Source organism: Micromonospora xinjiangensis, from assembly GCF_056150165.1.
The window spans coordinates 712,551-729,890 of the sequence record NZ_JAXCFO010000004.1 but is presented as its reverse complement, the minus strand read 5'-3'; the positions used below and the strand labels follow the sequence as shown (position 1 = coordinate 729,890).

Genomic DNA, 17,340 nt, shown 5'->3' with positions numbered 1-17,340 from the left:
TACCTGAAACAGGACGACGGCGGAGACCCGGGAGCGGAGGGCACATGAGCCAGGACCCTCGGAACGACCAGCCCGGCGCGGCCGGCGCCACCACCGTCCGGCTGGCCCTCACGGTGAACGGCGCGGAGCGGGAACTGCAGCTCGACAGCCGCGTGACCCTGCTCGACGCCCTGCGCGACGAACTCGGGCTGACCGGCACCAAGAAGGGGTGCGACCAGGGCGCCTGCGGCGCGTGCACGGTGCTCGTCGACGGGCGGCGGGTGCTGTCGTGCCTGACGCTCGCCGCGCAGTGCGAGGGTCGGCAGGTGGCCACCGTCGAGGGACTGGCGGAGGACGGGCGACCGCACCCGCTCCAGGAGGCGTTCGTGCGCCACGACGCCTTCCAGTGCGGCTACTGCACACCGGGGCAGATCATGTCGGCCGTCGCCCTGCTCCGCGAGGGTCGGGCGGGCTCCGACGACGAGATCCGCGAGTTCATGAGCGGCAACATCTGCCGCTGCGGGGCGTACCCGAACATCATCGCCGCGATCCGCGAGGTCGCCGCAGAGGGGGTGCGGTGACCGTGCGGGCGTTCGAGTACCTGCGGGCCGACGACGTCGGCGCGGCCGTGGCGATGGTGAGCGCTGACCCGGCCGCCCAGTACCTGGCGGGCGGCACCACCCAGGTGGACCTGATGCTCAAGGACGGCATCATCGAGCCCGAGCGGGTCGTCGACATCACGCGTCTGCCGCTGCGGGGCGTCCGCGCCGACGACCGGAGCCTCCGGGTCGGCGCGTTGACCACCATGGAAGAGCTGGCCGCCGACCCCACCGTGGCCGAACGGCTGCCGTTCGTCCGGGCCGCGCTGCTGGCCGGGGCGTCGACCCAGCTGCGCAACATGGCCACCATCGGCGGGAACCTGTTGCAGCGCACCCGGTGCCGGTACTTCCGGGACCCGACCGTGCCGGACTGCAACAAGCGCACGCCGTCGTCCGGCTGCGCCGCCATCACGGGCGCGGGCGCGCGGATGCACGCCATCCTCGGGGCCGGTGAGACCTGCATCGCGCTGCACGCCTCCGACCTGTGCGTGCCGCTGGTGGCGCTCGACGCCGTGGTGCACGTGCGCGGGACCGACGGGGAACGCGCCATACCGCTGACCGAGTTCTACGTCCTCCCCGGAGACCGGCCGGACATCGAGACCGTGTTGCGGCACGGCGACCTCGTCACCGCCGTCGAGATCCCGTTGCCGCCGGCGGCGACCCGCTCCGGCTACCTGAAGGTACGCGACCGGGCCTCCTACGAGTTCGCCCTGGTGTCGGTCGCCGCCGCGCTGGTTGTCGAGAACGGGACCATCACCGAGGCCCGGGTCGGCCTGGGCGGGGTCGGCACCGTGCCCTGGCGGGCGTGGGCCGCCGAGCGGGTCCTGACGGGCGCCCCGGCGACCGTCGAGACCTACCGGGCGGCGGCCGAGGCGGAGCTCCGCGACCCCTTCACCGTGCCGGGGACGGCGTTCAAACCGGAGCTCGCGCGACGGACCATCGTGCGTGCTCTCGAAGACCTGACCGGGGGCGAGGCATGACCACGATGACCCGACCGGGCGTCGTCGGCGCCGGCGTGGACCGCGTCGACGGGCCCCTGAAGGTGGCGGGCGCCGCCCCGTACTCCTCGGACATCAGCCTCCCCGGCATGGTGCACGTCGCCCTGGTGCGCAGCACGGTCGCCGCCGGGCGCATCACCCGCCTCGACACCGGCGAGGCCGAGCGGATGGCCGGGGTGCTGGCCGTCCTCTCCCACCTCAACGCGCCCCGCCTGGCCGCCGGACCGATGACCAACCTGGGCCCGACGCCGCCCCCACCGTTCCAGGACGACCTCGTCCGGCACCACGGCCAGTACGTGGCGGCGGTGGTCGCCGAGAAGGCGTACCAGGCGGCCGCCGCGGCTCGCGCCGTCACCGTCGGGTACGAGCGCGCCGAGCCCGTCCTGAAGATCGAGGACTCCGCCGGTGAGCTGCGCACCGACCCGTTCGGCATGGACTCGGCACGCGGTGACGCCGCGGGCGCGATGGCCGGGGCCGACGTCGTGCACGAGGCCACGTACGTCACCGGGGAGAACACCAACAACCCGCTGGGCCTGTTCGCGACGGTGGCGGAGTGGACCGGCGACCGCCTCACCGTGTACGACGCCACCCAGTGGACCTCGAACACCTGCCAGACCCTCGCGCAGATGTTCGGTGTGCCCGAGTCCGCGGTGCGCGTGCAGGCGAAGTACGTGGGTGGGGCCTTCGGTTCCGGGCTCCGGGTGTGGCCGCACGTGGTCCTCGCGGTCATGGCCGCGCGCACGGTCGGGCGGCCCGTGAAGCTGGTGCTGTCCCGTCCGGAGATGTTCACCGGGGTCGGGCACCGGCCCAACACGGTGCAGACGATCCGGATCGGCGCCTCCCGTGACGGCGGATTCGTGGCGATCGAGCACGAGGCGCTCCAGACGGTCGCCATGAACGACGAGAACATGGAGCCGGTCGCGTCGGCGAGCGCCAACGCGTACGCCTGCCCGAACGTGACCACCCGCGACCGGCAGCGGCGGCTGCACATCCCCTGCCCCGGCTCGATGCGCGCTCCGGGCGAGGCGCAGGCCAACTTCGCGCTGGAGTCGGCGATCGACGAGCTGTCCTACCTGCTCGACATGGACCCGCTCGAGCTGCGGCTGCGCAACTACGCGCAGACGCAGCCCCAGTTCGGCCTGCCGTGGTCGAGCAAGGCCCTGCGGGAGTGCTACGAGGTGGGCGCGGAGCGCTTCGGCTGGTCCCGCCGCGACCGACGCATCGGCGCGATGCGCGACGGCCGGTGGCTCGTGGGCTACGGCATGGCCGGGGTGAGCTACCTGTGGTGGCAGGTGCACTGCGAGGCGCGCGCCACGGTCGGCCGGGACGGCACCGGGTACGTCCGCAGCGCCGCCACGGACATCGGCACCGGCACCTACACCGTGATGCGGCAGCTCTCGGCCGACCTGCTCGGGCTGGAGCTGGACCAGGTCCGCTTCGACCTCGGCGACTCGGACATGCCCTGGTCGCCCCAGGCCGGCGGGTCGGGGCTGACCGGGGCGTTGGGCAACGCCGTGCACGCCGCCTGCCGGGAACTGATCAAGACGTTCCTGCGGACCGTCGCGAACGACTCGGCGTCACCACTGCGCGGCTGCACCATCGACGACGTCGCCGTCAGCGGCGGCCGGATCCACCACCGGGCCGACGAGCGGCTGGGCGAGAGCTTCGTGGCCATCCTCACCCGGCACGGCCTGGAGGAGTTGACCGCCGACGGGGCCAGCGAGCCGCCCGACCCCCAGGAGGTCGGCATGGCGCCGGCCGGGGCGTTCGCGGCGAAGTTCGTCGAGGTGCACGTCGATCCGGACCTCGGTCTGCTGCGGGTGCCGCGGATCGTCTCCGTCGTCGACGGGGGCCGGATCCTCAACGAGAAGCTGGCCCGCAGCCAGATCATCGGGGCGACGGTCGGCGGCATCGGCCACGCGATGCTGGAGGAGACCGTCACGGACCCCCGGACGGGCCGGATCGCGAACGCGAACCTCGGTGACTACCTGGTGCCGGTCAACGCCGACATCGGCGAGATCGACGTCACCTTCGTGGGCGAACCCGACCGGTTCACTCCGGTCGGCACCAAGGGGGTCGGCGAGGTCGGCCTGCCGGGCACGGCCGCGGCGATCGCGAACGCCGTCTACCACGCGACCGGCAAGCGGATCCGGTCCCTGCCCATCACCATCGACGAGCTGATGGACTAGCGCCGGTGGGCCGCGCCGCCGCCGGCGGCGGACGATCGAGCCCGCCGGGGCGGGCTCCCGCGACGGCGGCGGGCGCGTTCCCGCAGGTCAGTGACGCAGGCGGGGCGCCCATGCGAACATATGTTCGTGTCGAACGAGGCCAGCATCCTGCACGCCGACCTGGACGCGTTCTACGCGTCGGTCGAGCAGCGCGACGACCCGCGGTTGCGGGGCCGGCCGGTGATCGTCGGGGGCGGCGTGGTGTTGGCCGCCAGCTACGAGGCGAAGGCGCGCGGCGTCCGCAGCGCGATGGGCGGTCGCCAGGCCCGCCGGCTCTGCCCCGACGCGATCGTCGTGCCGCCGCGCATGTCGGCCTACACGGCGGCCAGCCGGGCGGTGTTCGACATCTTCCGGCAGACCACGCCCCTGGTCGAGGGGCTGTCGGTCGACGAGGCGTTCCTGGACGTGGGCGGCCTGCGCCGGCTGGCCGGGCCCCCACCCGCGATCGCGGCCCGGCTGCGCCGCGAGGTCCGGGAGCGGGTCGGCCTGCCCATCACGGTGGGCGTGGCGAGGACGAAGTTCCTCGCGAAGGTCGCCAGCGGAGTGGCCAAACCGGACGGCCTGCTTGTCGTTCCGCCGGACGGGGAGCTGGCGTTCCTGCATCCCCTCCCGGTGGAGCGGCTGTGGGGGGTCGGGCCGGTCACCGCGGCGAAGCTGCGCGAGCGGCGGATCCGCACCGTCGGCGAGGTGGCCCGCCTCGGCGAGGCGGCGCTGGTGTCGCTGCTCGGCGCGGGCGCGGGCCGCCACCTGCACGCGCTGGCACACCTCCGCGACCCGCGGCCGGTGCAGGTCGGCCGGCGGCGCGGCTCGATGGGGGCCCAGCACGCGCTCGGGCGCGGCGCCCACGCACCGGACGACCTGGACGCCGTCCTCGCCGGGCTGGTCGACCGGGTGACCCGACGGTTGCGGGCGGCGGGGCGCAGCGGCCGGACGATCGTGCTGCGGCTGCGCTTCGCCGACTACACCCGTGCCACCCGGTCCCACACCCTGCCGAAGGCCACCGACGACACCCGGGTCGTGCGCGACGTGGCACGGGCCCTGCTGCGGGCCGCACTGCCCGAGATCGCGCGTCGCGGTGTCACGCTGGTCGGCGTGGCGGTCGGCAACCTGGACGACAGCCCCGTGCAGTTGGCGCTGCCGTTGCACCGCGACCCCGGCGCCGACCTGGACGCCGCCGTCGACGCGGTACGCGACCGGTTCGGGGCGGGTGCACTCACGCGGGCCGTGCTGCTCGGGCGCGACCCGGGGCCGGAGATGCCGCGTCTGCCGGACTGACTTCGCCACCCACGACGTCACCCCGGCCGGAATCGATCAAGGCGGCGCGGCCGTGCCCGCCCGCCCGTCGCGCCTCGTGACCGAACGGGATCAGAGCGGCGGAAAAAGTGCCGGACGAGGGGGCGCGACCATCACAGAAACCGGTTACAGTGCTCGGACCGGAATACCCGAGAGACACCAGGAGGTGCCCCGGTGACGAGCACCAGCGACCACCCGCCGGCCGACGCCCGATCCGACTGGGAGGCGCGGATCGCCCTGCGCAGCGACGAGGACGGCACGACCGACGGCACACCCGTCCTCGCCTCGCCGGAGGGGCTGACCGCGCTCGCCGGCGTCGGGCACGTCCGGCTCTCCTGGTCGCCGGTGCCCGGCGCGGTCGGCTATCTCGTGCACCGGGCCCCGGTGCGCGACGGCGCCGTGGACGGCGAGCTGACCCCGGTCGACCACCTCGGTGGCGACGTGCTGTCCGTGCCGGACACCTGGTACGTGGACACCACCGGCGAGCCGGGTCAGGCCTACGCGTACGCGGTGGCCGCCGTCCCCGAGGTCACCGTGACCGGTCCGCTCGGCACTCCGGTGACCTGTGCGTCGCTGCCCGCGACGGGCGCCGTCCCGGCGGTCGACCTGGCCGTCGACGCGACCGCGGCTGGCACGCCGCTGCCCCGCCCGTGGCAGCCGATGATCGGCAGCGAGCGGCTGTCCCAGCTGCTCTGCACCGACACGTCCGGCGGACGGGAGATCGGTTCCGAGCTGCTGGCCGCGCTGCGCCGCGTGCGCGACGAGATCGGCGTCGAGACCGTGCGGGCGCACTCGATCCTCCACGACGACCTGGGCGTCTACCGGGAGGTCGACGGCGAGCCGGTGATCGACTTCACCGGCGTGGACCGGGTCTACGACCTGCTGCTCTCCACCGGGCTGCGGCCGGTCGTCGAGATCGGCTTCATGCCCCGCGACCTCGCCAGCGACCCGGAGCGGACGGTCTTCCAGTACCGCGGCGTCATCTCCCCGCCCAAGGACTGGGACCGCTGGGCCGCGCTCGTGCGCGCGCTGGTCGCGCACCTGCTCGACCGGTACGGCGAGGAGGTGCTGGGCTGGGACTTCGAGGTGTGGAACGAGGCCAACCTGGAGGTGTTCTGGTCGGGCACCCGCGACGAGTGGATGCGGCTGTACGACGTGACCGCCCGCGCGGTCAAGGACGTCGACCCCCGCATCCCGGTCGGCGGCCCCTCCTCCGCGGCCGCCGGATGGGTCGACGCGCTGCTCTCCCACGCCCGCCGCTCCGGCGCGCCGGTCGACTTCGTCTCCACCCACACCTACGGCAGCCCGCCGCTGGACCTGCGCCCCACGCTGGCCCGCCTCGGCTTCCGCGAGGCGCGGATCCTGTGGACCGAGTGGGGCGTCACGCCGACCCACTTCCACCCGGTCAACGACGGCACCTCGGCGGCGACCTTCCTGCTCACCGGGATGCGGTCGGCCGCCGGCCGGGTCGACGCGCTGTCGTACTGGGTGGCGAGCGACCACTTCGAGGAGCTGGGCCGCCCGCCCCGACTGCTACACGGCGGCTTCGGCCTGATCACCGTGGGCGGCATCGCGAAGCCCCGCTACCACGCGCTGCGGATGCTCAGCCAGCTCGGCGAGACCGAGCTGCCGGTGCGGGCGTCCGGCGACGGTGCCGACGGACTCGTGCAGACCTGGGCCAGCCGGCGGAACGACGGCAGCCTCGCCATCCTCGTGTGGGCCGCCACCCTCGACCAGTCCAAGCGCGACGGTGACCCGGCGCTGGCCCGGCGGATCCGCCTCGCCGTCGACGGCGCGGCGGGCCGCAGCGTCACCGTGACCCGTCTCGACCGCGAACACGGCGACATCACCACCCTCGCCGAGCGGCTCGGCGTCACCGAGTGGCCGGACGACGACCAGTGGGACGCGCTGCGCGCCGCGGACGCGCTGGTCGCGGAGAAGGTGGAGGCCGTGGCCGAGGGCGCCGTCGCCGTGCTCGACCTGCACCTGCCGCAGCCGGGCGCCGTCCTCGTCGAGGTCGCCGGGGGCTGAGCGGTGGTGAGCACCCCCCGGCCGCCCGTGGCGGCCAGCGGCCCGGCCGATCCCGACCGGCACGGCCCGGACGTCCCGGACGTGCGGGGAGCCGCCCCGGACGCCGGCGGGCCGGCGGGCCGCGGCGGCGTCCGGGTGCGGGCCGGTCGCGGGCAGGTCGACGTCGACTGGGATCCCGTGCCCGGCGCGGCCGGCTACCTCGTGCACCGCGCCGACGGCGACGGCCCCTATCGGGTCGTCGACCACCGGGGCGGTGACCTGCTCGCCGTGCCCGGCCCGCCGTACGCCGACACGACAGTCGAACCGGGACGGACCGTGCGGTACGCCGTCCGCCCGGTGCACGACCCGGACCGGCCCGACGACGCCCCGTTGGGGCCGGCGTCGGGTCCGGTCGCGGCGCGGCCCGGCGGCGACGCCCGGGTCGACGTCGAGGTGGACGCGGCCCGGCCCGCCGGGCCGGTGCACCGGCCGTGGCGGGACATGGTCGGGTCGGAGCACCTGAGCCTGCTGCTCAGCAGCGACCGGGTGGGCGGCGAGGAGATGGGCGCCGGGCTGGCCGCCGCGCTCGGGCGGGTGCACCGGGAGCTGGGTGTGCGGCGGGTGCGCGCGCACGGGCTCCTCGGCGACGACCTGGGCGTCTACCGGGAGGTCGACGGGCGGCCGGTGCACGACTTCCGCGGCATCGACGCGGTGCTCGACGCGCTCGCGCCGACCGGGCTGCGACCGGTGCTGGAGCTGTCGTTCGTGCCCCGGGCGCTGGCCCGCGACCCGTCCCGCGTGGTCACCGCGGCCGGGGTGTCCAGCCCGCCGAAGGACTGGGACCGCTGGGCGGCACTGGTCGGTGACCTGATCCGGCACCTGCGGACTCGCGTCGGCGACGCCGAGCTGCGCCGGTGGGCGGTCGAGGTGTGGAACGAGCCGGACCTCGACTGCTTCTGGACCGGCACGCGCGAGGACTACCTGCGGATGTACGACGTGACCGCCCGGGCCGTCCGCGAGGCGTGCCCGGGGCTGCCCGTCGGCGGCCCGGCGACGGCCGCCACGAAGTGGGTGGAGCCGTTCCTCGACCACGTCGACGCCTCCGGCGCGCCGCTGGACTTCCTCTCCACGCACGTCTACGGCAGCCCGCCGCTCGACCTGCGCCCGGCGCTGGCCCGGCACGGGCGGGCCGGCACGCCGCTGCTGTGGACCGAGTGGGGCCCCTCCCCCACGCACTTCGCCCCGGTCAACGACTCGGTGCTGTCGGCCGCGTTCGTGGCGACCGGGATGCGGGCGGCCGCCGGCCGGGTGGCGGCGCTGGCCTGCTGGGTGGCCAGCGACCACTTCGAGGAGCTGGGCCGCCCGCCCGCGCTGCTGCACGGCGGCTTCGGGCTGCTGTCGGTCGGCACCCTGGCCAAGCCCCGGTACTGGGCGCTGTTCATGCTGGAGCAGCTCGGGCCGGTGCAGCTCACCGCCCGGCTCGGCGGGGACGGCGCCGGCACCCTCGTGCGGGCCTGGCCGTCCATCGACCCGGAGACCGGACGGGTGGCGGTCGTGGTGTGGAACGGCACCCTGGACCAGTCCGTGGCGGACCGGCCGGAGCAGCGCGCCCGGCTGGGCCGGGACGTGCGGCTGCGGCTGGGCGGCCTGACCGCCGGGGCGTACGTGCTGCGGCACCGGCGGCTGGACGACGAGACGTCGAACCTGGCGGCCACCGCCCGCCGCCTCGGCGTCGAGGGCTGGCCCACCGACGAGCAGTGGAGCGCGCTGCGCGCCGCCGACACGCTCGCCGACGCCGCCCCACCGGTGACCGTCGAGCCGGACGACGGCCGGCTCACGCTGCCGCTCACCCTGCCCATGCCGTCGCTGTCCCTGGTGGAGTTGACCCCGCGATGACCGGACCGTGGTGGCGCGAGGCCGTCACCTACGAGGTGTACGTCCGCTCGTTCACCGACAGCGACGGCGACGGCCTCGGCGACGTGCCGGGCGTACGCTCGCGCCTGCCGTACCTGGCCGCGCTCGGCGTGGACGCCGTGTGGGTGACGCCGTTCTATCCCAGCCCGGACCACGACGCCGGGTACGACGTGAGCGACCACCGCGACGTCGACCCCCGGCTCGGCACCCTCGCCGACGTCGAGGGCCTGATCGCCGACGCGCACCGGCTCGACCTGCGCGTGGTCGTGGACCTGGTGCTCAACCACGTGTCGAGCGCGCATCCGTGGTTCGTCGCGGCCCGCGCCGCCGGCCCCGGCTCGCCGGAGCGCGCCCGTTTCCACGTACGGCCCGGGCGGGGGCCGGGCGGCGCACAACCGCCCACGAACTGGCCGTCGATTTTCGGGGGCCCGGCGTGGACGCCGTTCGGGGACGGCGAGTGGTATCTGCACCTGTTCGACACGGAGCAGCCCGACCTTCGTCACGAGCACCCGGAGGTGGCCGCCGACGCGCTGGCCACGCTCCGGTTCTGGCTGGACCGTGGGGTGGACGGGGTGCGGTTCGACGCCGCCGGCTCGCTCGCGAAGGACCCCGCCTATCCCGACCTCCCCGAGGGCTGGCGCCCCGGCGACCCCGCCCCGTACAGCGACCTCGACGAGGTGCACGACATCTACCGCCGCTGGGCGCGGGTGCTGGCGTCGTACCCGGGAGACCGGCTCGGGGTGGCGGAGACCTGGGGCGGGCCCGAGGTGCTCGCGCCCTACCTGCGACCGGACGAGCTGGGGCAGGCGTTCGCCATGGACCCGCTCTACTGGCCGACGCGACCGCAGCCGTGGCGCGACGGCGTCGAGGCGCTGCTCGCCGCGACCGGACGGTACGACAGGTTGCCGACGTGGGTGCACGGCAGCCACGACGTGCGGCGGGCCGCGGACCGGTGGGGCCCGGACGGCGCCCGCGCGGTACTGCTGCTGATGCTGGCGCTGCCCGGCGCGGTCTACCTGTACGCCGGGGACGAGTTGGGTCTGCCCGAGGTGCCGCTCGCCGACGACGCGATCCGTGACCCGGTGTTCCACCGCTCCGGCGGTGCCGACCGGGGACGCGACGGCGCGCGGGTGCCGCTGCCGTGGAACGGGGGCGAGCCGCCGTACGGCTTCGGCCCGGCCGGGTCGGCCCCGTGGCTGCCGCAGCCGGCCGGTTGGGGCGGCCTGTCGGTGGTCCGCCAACGCGACGACCGCTCCTCGACGCTGGCGCTGACCCGGGCCGCGCTGGCGTTGCGCGGCGCGTGGTGGCGGGGCCGGCCGGTGGAGCTGACCTGGCGGGACGCCCCGGCGGAGTGCCTGGCCTTCCGCCGCGGGCAGCACGGCCCGACCTGCCTGGTCAACTTCGGGGACGCGCCGGTCGACTGGCGCCCGTACGGCAGGCGGCTGCTGCTGGCCAGCGCCCCGGCGGCGGAGGACAAGCTGCCGGCCCGGTCGACGGCCTGGCTGGCCTGAGTCCACGGCCCGGTTGGCCGGAGTGGACCGGCCCACCCCGGTCTCGTCGGGGTGGGCCGGTCCCGCGCCGGTTCCTCGCCGGCGCCCGTCGGCTCGGCGTCGGCCCCCGCCCGCCTGGTCTGCCGCCGCTCAGGCCTTCGGGAGGCCGGTGGCCCCGGCGAACGGGTTCGGAATGGAGTCGAGCAGCAGCCGGGTGTACTCGTCCCGGGCGGCGCCGATCACCTCCCGCGTCGGGCCGCGCTCGACCAGCGCCCCCTGGTTGAGCACCAGCACCTCGTCGGCGAGCAGCCGGGCGCTCAGCAGGTCGTGGGTGATGTAGAGCATCGCCAGCCGGCGGTCGCGGACCAGGTCGCCGAGCAGTTCCAGGATCTCGGCGCGGATCGACACGTCCAGCATGGAGATCGGCTCGTCGGCGATCAGCACCTGCGGGTCGGGGGCGAGGGCCCGGGCGGTCACCACCCGCTGCCGCTGCCCGCCCGAGAGCTGGTGCGGCAGCTTGTCGAGGAACTGCGCGGCCGGCGACAGGCCGACGCTCTCCAGCAGGGCGGCCGCGCGTTCGCGGGCCGCCTCCCCGCGCAGGCCGGCGAAGTTCGCCAGCGGGCGGGACAGGGCGTACGCGACGGTGCGGGTCGGGTTGAGCGCGCTGAACGGGTCCTGGAAGACCATCTGCACGTGGCGGCGGTAGCCGCGCAGGGCCCGGCCGCGGAGCCGGTCCACCCGGAGGTCGGCGCCGGAGGCGCCGGTGAAGCGGACCTCACCGGCGCTCGGGCGCTCCACCCCGGTGACGATCCGCGCGAGGGTGGACTTCCCGCTGCCGCTCTGCCCCACCAGGGCGGTGACCGTGCCGGGTCGCAGCGCGAAGGAGACGTCGCGGACCGCGTCGACGGTGCTGGTCCGCAGGCCACGTCGGGTCGTGTAGCGCTTGCTCACCTCCGTCACGGTGAGCACGGGCGCGGCGTCCGCCGCGTCGGCGGGGCGGTCGAGGCTCCCGGCGGCCGGGAAGTGGCTGCCCAGGGTCGCGGCGGCCTCGGCGGAGCCGAGGGTCACGGCCGGCAGCCGGCCCTCCTGGGCCACGAGACAGCGGACCAGACCGTCGCGGTCGGCGAGCAGCTCCGGGTGGGTGATGCGGCAGGCGTCCTCGGCGTGCGGGCAGCGGGGCGTGAACAGGCAGCCGGTGTGCGGGCGGGAGAGGTCCGGCGGCCGGCCCGGGATGTAGCTGACCCGTACGTCGGGCAGGCGCGGGTCGGCGTACGAGCCGAGCAGGCCCCGGGTGTACGGGTGGCGGGGCTCGCGGAGCATGGCGGCGGCGGGGCGGTCCTCGACGATCTCGCCGCCGTACATCACCATGACGCGGTCGGCCATCTCCAGCACGGTGCCGAGGTCGTGGCTGATGAACAGCACGGCGAACCCCAGTTCGCGGCGCAGCTCGGCCAGGCGGGTGAGGATGCCGCGCTGCACCACCACGTCGAGGCCGGTGGTCGGCTCGTCGAGCAGCACCAGCCTGGGGCGCAGGGCGAGGGCGAGCGCGAGCGCCACCCGTTGTTTCATGCCGCCGGACAGCTCGTGCGGGTACGCCCGCAGCACCCGCCGGTCGAGGGCGACCAGGTCGAGCAGCTCGGTGGCGCGCTCGGTGACGTCGCCGGGCACCTTGTGCGCGGCGAAGGTGTCGGCGAACTGGGCGTGCACCCGGATCACCGGGTTGAGCGAGTTCATGCTGCTCTGGAACACGGTGGACAGGTCCACCCAGCGCAGCTCGCGCAGTGTCTCCTCGTCGGCGGCGGTGAGGTCGACGCCGTCGAAGGTGACCCGGCCGCCGGTGATCCGCGCCGGTGGTGAGAGCAGGCGGAGCACGGCGTTGCCGAGCGTCGACTTGCCGCAGCCGGACTCGCCGAGCAGACCCACGAACTCGCCCTCGTCGATGCGGAAGGAGACGTCGTGCACGGCCCGGTTCGCCGGCTGGTCGCGGGGCGTGTAGGTGACGGAGAGGTTGTCCACCTCGAGCAGAGCCATGTCAGTCCTCCCGCAGGTGGGGGTTGCTCAGCGCGTCGATGCCGAAGTTGATCAGCGTGAAGGAGGTGATCAGCAGCGACAGCGCGAGGCCGGGCGCGATGAGCCAGGCCCACTGCCCGGTGAGCATGGCGCCACCGAGGCTGGCCTGGTTGAGCATGGTGCCCCAGCTGACGGTCAGCGGGTCGCCGAGGCCGAGGAACGCCAGGCCCGCCTCGCCGCCGATGGCGCCGAGCGCCGCGCCCATGAAGCCGACGACGATCAGCGAGGTCATGTTCGGCACGATCTCCCGGGCGATGATCCGGGCGGTGCCGTCACCGGCGAACCGGGCGGCGGTGATGTAGTCGCGGGTCCGCAGCGTGATGATCTGGGATCGCTTGATCCGGGCGCCGTACGCCCAGCCGGTCACGCTGATCACGATGATGATCAGCCACAGCCCGCGGACCGGTGCGTACGCCGCGAGGGTCACCATGAGCGGCAGCGCCGGCACGACGAGCCCCAGGTTGATGAGGAACGACAGCGCCTCGTCGACCCAGCCGCCCACGAAGCCGGCGGTGAGGCCGATGACCAGGCCGATCACGGTGGAGAGCAGGCCGGCGGCGAGGCCGACGACCAGCGAGGTGCGGGCGCCGACGACCAGTTGGGAGAAGACGTCCTCGCCCTGGGCCGTGGTGCCCAGCCAGTGGCCGCCGGTGGGGCCGAGGGACGTGGGGAACGCGTCGTCGCGCGGGTCGTACGGGGCGATCAGCGGGGCGAAGACCGCGACCAGGATGAACGCGGCGAGCATCAGCAGGCCGACGCGGCACTTGCGGTTGCGCCAGAGGATGACGAACCAGCCCGGCAGCCGGGTGGTCCGTGCCGCCAGGGTGGCGGTGGCCTGGACGGCCTCGGTGTCCGCGCCCGGCGCGGGTACGGCGGGGGCGGGGGTGCTCACGGGCGCTCACCCCGCTCGTCATGGCGGCCTCTCATACCGACTCCACCTTTCGCACGCGGGGGTCGAGGAACCCGTAGAGCAGGTCGGCCAGGAAGTTCGCCACGAGCACGCCGATCGTGGTGAACAGGAAGATGGCCTGCATCAGCGGGTAGTCCCGGCTGGACACCGACTCCAGCAGCAGCCGGCCCATGCCGGGGTAGTTGAAGACCGTCTCCACCAGCACCGTGCCGCCGAGGATGCCGCCGAGCGCGATGGCGAAGCCCGTGACGTTGGGCAGGATCGCGATGCGCGCCCCGTACGTGATGGCGACCCGACGGCGGGGCAGCCCCCGGGCCACGGCGAGCCGGGTGTGGTCCTCGCCGAGGCTCTGCACCATGTTGTTGCGCATGCCGATGATCCAGCCGATCGGGCCGGTGATCAGCAGCGCCACCGCGGGCAGCACGCTGTGCTGGAAGGCGTCGGAGATGAACAGCCAGCTCCAGCCCGGCGAGCTGCCGCCGCCGTAGCCGCCCCGTTCGGGGAACCAGCGCAGGGTGATGGCGAAGACGTAGACCAGCAGCAGGGCGAGCCAGAAGAACGGCAGGGTGCCGAGGAACGTCGAGCCGAGGGTGATGACCGAGTCGACCCGGCTGTTGCGGCGGTACGCCGCCCAGGTGCCGAGCAGCGTGCCGACGACGAACGAGATGATCTGGGTGACCCCGACCAGGATCACCGTCCACGGCAACGCCTGGCCGATCATGTGGGTCACGCTGTACGGGAAGTAGGTGTAGGAGATGCCGAAGTCGCCGTGCAGCACCGCGCCCAGGTACTGCACGTACTGGTCGAACAGGTTGCCGTCGGGCGTGCCCAGCATGACGCGGATGGCCTGCACCTGGGCCGGGTCGATGCTCTCGCTCTGCCCGGCCAGGCGGGACACGATGGCCTCGGCCGGGTCGCCGGGCTGCAGCCGGGGGATCAGGAAGTTCAGCGTGACGGCCGCCCACAGCGTGCCGACGAAGAAGACGAAGCGTCTGACGAAGTAGGCCACGGTAGCCGTCCCTTCTCGCCACGGGCCGGCCGGCGCCGGAGGGGGCGCCGGCCGGCCGTCGGCTACTTGGCGTCGGCCCCGGCGGGCTTCAGGCTGGTGATGATGAGCAGGTTGTCGCTCGGCGCCGCGTACGGGTTGTCCTCGCTGGGCCAGCCGACCGCCTTCGCGGTGCGGTACTGGAACCACTTGGCGCCGTACCAGAGCGGGATCATCGGCACCTGCTCCATCATGACCTTGGTCAGGTCCGCGACCGCGGCCTTCTGGGCGCCCTCGTCGGTGGCCGTGCGCAGCGTGTCGATCAGCTGGTCGGTGCGGCTGTCGTTCCAGCGGACGAAGTTGCTGACCGCCTTCTTGCCGACCGGCGCGGACTGGTCACTCGCCAGCGGCTCCTGGAAGTTGCGGAACATGTTGCAGCTGCCGCCGTGGACGCCCAGCAGCATGTCGTAGTTGCCGATCGCCCGGTCGTTCTCGTACGCCTCGGGGGTGGGCGTCTCGGCCCGGACGGTGAAGCCGAGGGCGTTGAGGTTCGCCACGATGATCCGCTGGGCCTGCACCCAGTCCGTCCAGGAGCCGGGCACCCGGAAGCTGAACTGGATCGGCTTGCCGTCCTTGCCGACCCGCTTGCCGTCCGCGTTCTTCGGGTAGCCGGCGGCGGTGAGGTCGGCGTCGGCCTTCGCCGCGTCGTACGCGATGACGCCCTGGTTCGGGATGTCGTCGGGCAGCCAGTCGGCCTGCCCCGGCACGACGAGACCGGTCTGGCTCGCCGGCTTGACGTAGCCGAGCTGCGCCTTGTCGACGATCTCCTGCCGGTCGAACGCGGGCAGCAGCGCCTTGCGGAACGCGGTGTCGTTGAACGGCGCCTTGGTGAGGTTCATGTAGACGCTGATCGAGCCGCCGGAGGGGTACCAGTACTTGTTGTGCTCCGGGTCCCGGTCGACGTACGCCTTCTTGATGTCCGGCACGAACATGGCGTTGGTGTCGTACTCGCCGCGGCTGAGCTTGAGCTGGTCGATCTGCCCGCCGCCGTCGGCCTTGTGGAAGCGCAGCTCGTTCACCATGACCTTGTCGGCCTGCCAGTAGTCGGCGTTGCGGCCGAGCGTCAGCTGCTGGGGGTTGAACGCCTTGACGGTGAACGGCCCGGTGCCCACGGGCTTGTCGGCGTTGGGGAAGGTCACCGGGTCACCGACGGTGGACCAGACGTGCTTCGGCACGATCTTGATCTCGCTGAACAGGGTGAACGCGGCCGCGCCGGGCTGGGTGAACCGCATCGTCACGGTCTGCGGGTCGGTCGCCTCGACGGCGCTGAGGTAGCGCCAGATGCCCTTCGTGTCGAGGGCCTTGTGCTGCTTGAGCATGTCGAACGTGAAGGCCACGTCGTCGGCGCCGAACGGCTTGCCGTCGTTCCACTTCACGCCCTCGCGCAGCTTCCACACGAGGGTCCGCGGGTCGCTCCAGCTCCACTCGGTGGCCAGCCACGGCTTGGCCTGGCACCCGTAGTTGTCGTACGCGATCAGTTGCTCGAAGACGTACTCGGTGGCGCCGAGGCGGCTGGCGTCGAGGTAGGGGTTGTAGTTGGCCTGCGGATTGCTGCCGCCGCCGAAGTCGCCGTAGTCGAGGTATGCGATGCGGCCGTCGGTGCCGGGGCCGGACTGCTGCTCGGTGCCGGTGCAGCCGCTGACGGCCAGGGTGGCGGCCGCCGCGACCGCCGCGATCCGGGCGAGTCGTGATCGTTTCACTTGCGGGTACCTCCAGTGGGGGATTCCGCCGGGCAGCCGCAGCTGCGGCGCACGACGAACTCGGTGGGGAGGACGATGCTGTCGGGCGCCGCCGCGCCGGGGGCGTCGACGGCGTCGAGGATCAGCCGGGCGGCCTCGGCGGCCAGTTCCCGGACGGGCTGCCGCACCGTGGTGAGCGGCGGCGAGACGAGCGCGGCCATCGGGGCGTCATCGAAGCCGGTGATGACGAGGTCCTCCGGCACGCGCAGGCCCCGGCCGAGGGCCTCCACGAGCACGCCGAGGGCCAGTTCGTCGTTGGCGCAGACCACCGCCTGCGGGGCGGCGCCGCCACCGAGCAGGCGCTCGGCGGCCAGCACCCCGTCGGGTTGCTGCATGGCGACCCGGACCGGTTCGGTGGGCGGGGTGAGATCGAACTCCCGGTACGCGTCCCGGAAGCCGGTCCACCGCTCGCTGATGTCCGGCGACCCGTCCGGGTTGCCGACGAAGGCGAGGTCCCGCAGGCCGTGGTCGACCAGGAGGTGCCGGGTCAACCGGGCCATGGCGGGGGCGTTGTCGACGCTGACCGAGGGCACCGCCTGGGGGCCGCGGCCGGCGAGCACGACGACCGGCACCATCTCGGCGAGCCGCAGCAGCGCCGGGTCGGAGATGGTGCCGCCGATGACCGCGATGCCGTCCACCCGACGGGCCATCTCCAGCACCTGGTCGTCGGAGTCCTCGCGCAGGTGCGTGCAGAGGATGTGGACGCTGGCCCGGGCCGGCACGGCCTCCGACTCGAAGCCCTGGATCAGCTCGGTGAAGTAGGGGCCGGACAGACCGGGGAAGACCAGGCCGAGCGCCCCGTGCCGGCGGGCGGCGAGCGCGCGGCCGAGGTGGTCCGGCCGGTAGCCGTACCTCTCGATCGCGTCGAGGACGCGTCGACGCATCTCCTCCGACACCTGACCAGTGCCGTTGGAGACCCGGGACACCGTGGCGACGGAGACTCCGGCCAGCCGGGCGATCTCCCGAACCGTGACCCGACTATTGCCCATGGCCCCCTCGATCCGTAACGTGCGGTTAACAGAAACCGGTTTCAGGCACCATAAGCAGGCGCCCGCCGGAGCACAA

Annotated in this window: 12 protein-coding genes; 7 read left to right on the top strand and 5 right to left on the bottom strand. The window is 73.9% G+C overall.

Translation table 11 applies throughout. The features are described 5' to 3' along the window. Positions 1 to 44 precede the first annotated feature (44 nt). The 7 genes from SM573_RS18615 (at position 45) to SM573_RS18585 (ending at position 10,532) form a co-directional block, all read left to right on the top strand. Entirely contained in the window at positions 45 to 560 is a 516-nt protein-coding gene (locus tag SM573_RS18615; RefSeq protein ID WP_474609700.1) for a (2Fe-2S)-binding protein, read from the top strand. Continuing rightward, entirely contained in the window at positions 557 to 1,558 is a 1,002-nt protein-coding gene (locus SM573_RS18610; protein ID WP_474609701.1) for an FAD binding domain-containing protein, read from the top strand. Before SM573_RS18615 ends, SM573_RS18610 begins: the two co-directional genes overlap by 4 nt. After that, complete coding sequence (locus SM573_RS18605; RefSeq protein ID WP_474616689.1) at positions 1,555 to 3,765, top strand: xanthine dehydrogenase family protein molybdopterin-binding subunit; 2,211 nt, start codon at positions 1,555 to 1,557, stop codon at positions 3,763 to 3,765. The genes SM573_RS18610 and SM573_RS18605 overlap by 4 nt, the downstream gene beginning before the upstream one ends. 126 nt (positions 3,766 to 3,891) lie before the next feature. Continuing rightward, complete coding sequence (dinB, locus tag SM573_RS18600) at positions 3,892 to 5,079, top strand: DNA polymerase IV (RefSeq protein WP_474616688.1); 1,188 nt, start codon at positions 3,892 to 3,894, stop codon at positions 5,077 to 5,079. Positions 5,080 to 5,271: 192 nt separating this feature from the next. Beyond that, a complete protein-coding gene (locus SM573_RS18595) occupies positions 5,272 to 7,128 on the top strand; it encodes a GH39 family glycosyl hydrolase (protein ID WP_474616687.1) in 1,857 nt (618 codons plus the stop codon). Positions 7,129 to 7,134: 6 nt separating this feature from the next. Continuing rightward, the gene (locus SM573_RS18590) at positions 7,135 to 9,003 is read left to right on the top strand and encodes a GH39 family glycosyl hydrolase (protein WP_474616686.1); all 1,869 of its coding nucleotides are present in this window, start codon (positions 7,135 to 7,137) and stop codon (positions 9,001 to 9,003) included. Next, positions 9,000 to 10,532, top strand: coding sequence for an alpha-amylase family glycosyl hydrolase (locus tag SM573_RS18585; protein WP_474616685.1), 1,533 nt, complete (start codon positions 9,000 to 9,002; stop codon positions 10,530 to 10,532). Before SM573_RS18590 ends, SM573_RS18585 begins: the two co-directional genes overlap by 4 nt. A gap of 129 nt (positions 10,533 to 10,661) precedes the next feature. On the opposite strand, the gene SM573_RS18580 is transcribed toward SM573_RS18585, so the two are convergent. The 5 genes from SM573_RS18580 to SM573_RS18560 form a co-directional block, all read right to left on the bottom strand. Next, a complete protein-coding gene (locus SM573_RS18580) occupies positions 10,662 to 12,542 on the bottom strand; it encodes an ABC transporter ATP-binding protein (protein WP_474616684.1) in 1,881 nt (626 codons plus the stop codon). 1 nt (position 12,543) lies between these two features. Beyond that, positions 12,544 to 13,473 (bottom strand): ABC transporter permease, encoded by a 930-nt coding sequence (locus SM573_RS18575; RefSeq protein ID WP_474609708.1) that lies wholly within the window; start codon positions 13,471 to 13,473, stop codon positions 12,544 to 12,546. 31 nt (positions 13,474 to 13,504) lie between these two features. Then, positions 13,505 to 14,500 (bottom strand): ABC transporter permease, encoded by a 996-nt coding sequence (locus SM573_RS18570; RefSeq protein WP_474609709.1) that lies wholly within the window; start codon positions 14,498 to 14,500, stop codon positions 13,505 to 13,507. 62 nt (positions 14,501 to 14,562) lie between these two features. After that, positions 14,563 to 16,236: an ABC transporter substrate-binding protein gene (locus tag SM573_RS18565; protein WP_474616683.1), complete on the bottom strand. Its 1,674-nt coding sequence runs from the start codon at positions 16,234 to 16,236 to the stop codon at positions 14,563 to 14,565. Beyond that, the gene (locus SM573_RS18560; protein ID WP_474609711.1) at positions 16,233 to 17,264 is read right to left on the bottom strand and encodes a LacI family DNA-binding transcriptional regulator; all 1,032 of its coding nucleotides are present in this window, start codon (positions 17,262 to 17,264) and stop codon (positions 16,233 to 16,235) included. The genes SM573_RS18565 and SM573_RS18560 overlap by 4 nt, the downstream gene beginning before the upstream one ends. Positions 17,265 to 17,340 lie beyond the last annotated feature (76 nt).

Bases quoted from the DNA above. Each gene is read 5' to 3' on its own strand.
- SM573_RS18615 (WP_474609700.1), top strand. From the start codon at position 45: ATGAGCCAGGACCCTCGGAACGACCAGCCCGGCGCGGCCGGCGCCACC.
- SM573_RS18605 (WP_474616689.1), top strand. From the start codon at position 1,555: ATGACCACGATGACCCGACCGGGCGTCGTCGGCGCCGGCGTGGACCGC.
- SM573_RS18585 (WP_474616685.1), top strand. From the start codon at position 9,000: ATGACCGGACCGTGGTGGCGCGAGGCCGTCACCTACGAGGTGTACGTC.
- SM573_RS18580 (WP_474616684.1), bottom strand. From the start codon at position 12,542: ATGGCTCTGCTCGAGGTGGACAACCTCTCCGTCACCTACACGCCCCGC.
- SM573_RS18560 (WP_474609711.1), bottom strand. From the start codon at position 17,264: ATGGGCAATAGTCGGGTCACGGTTCGGGAGATCGCCCGGCTGGCCGGA.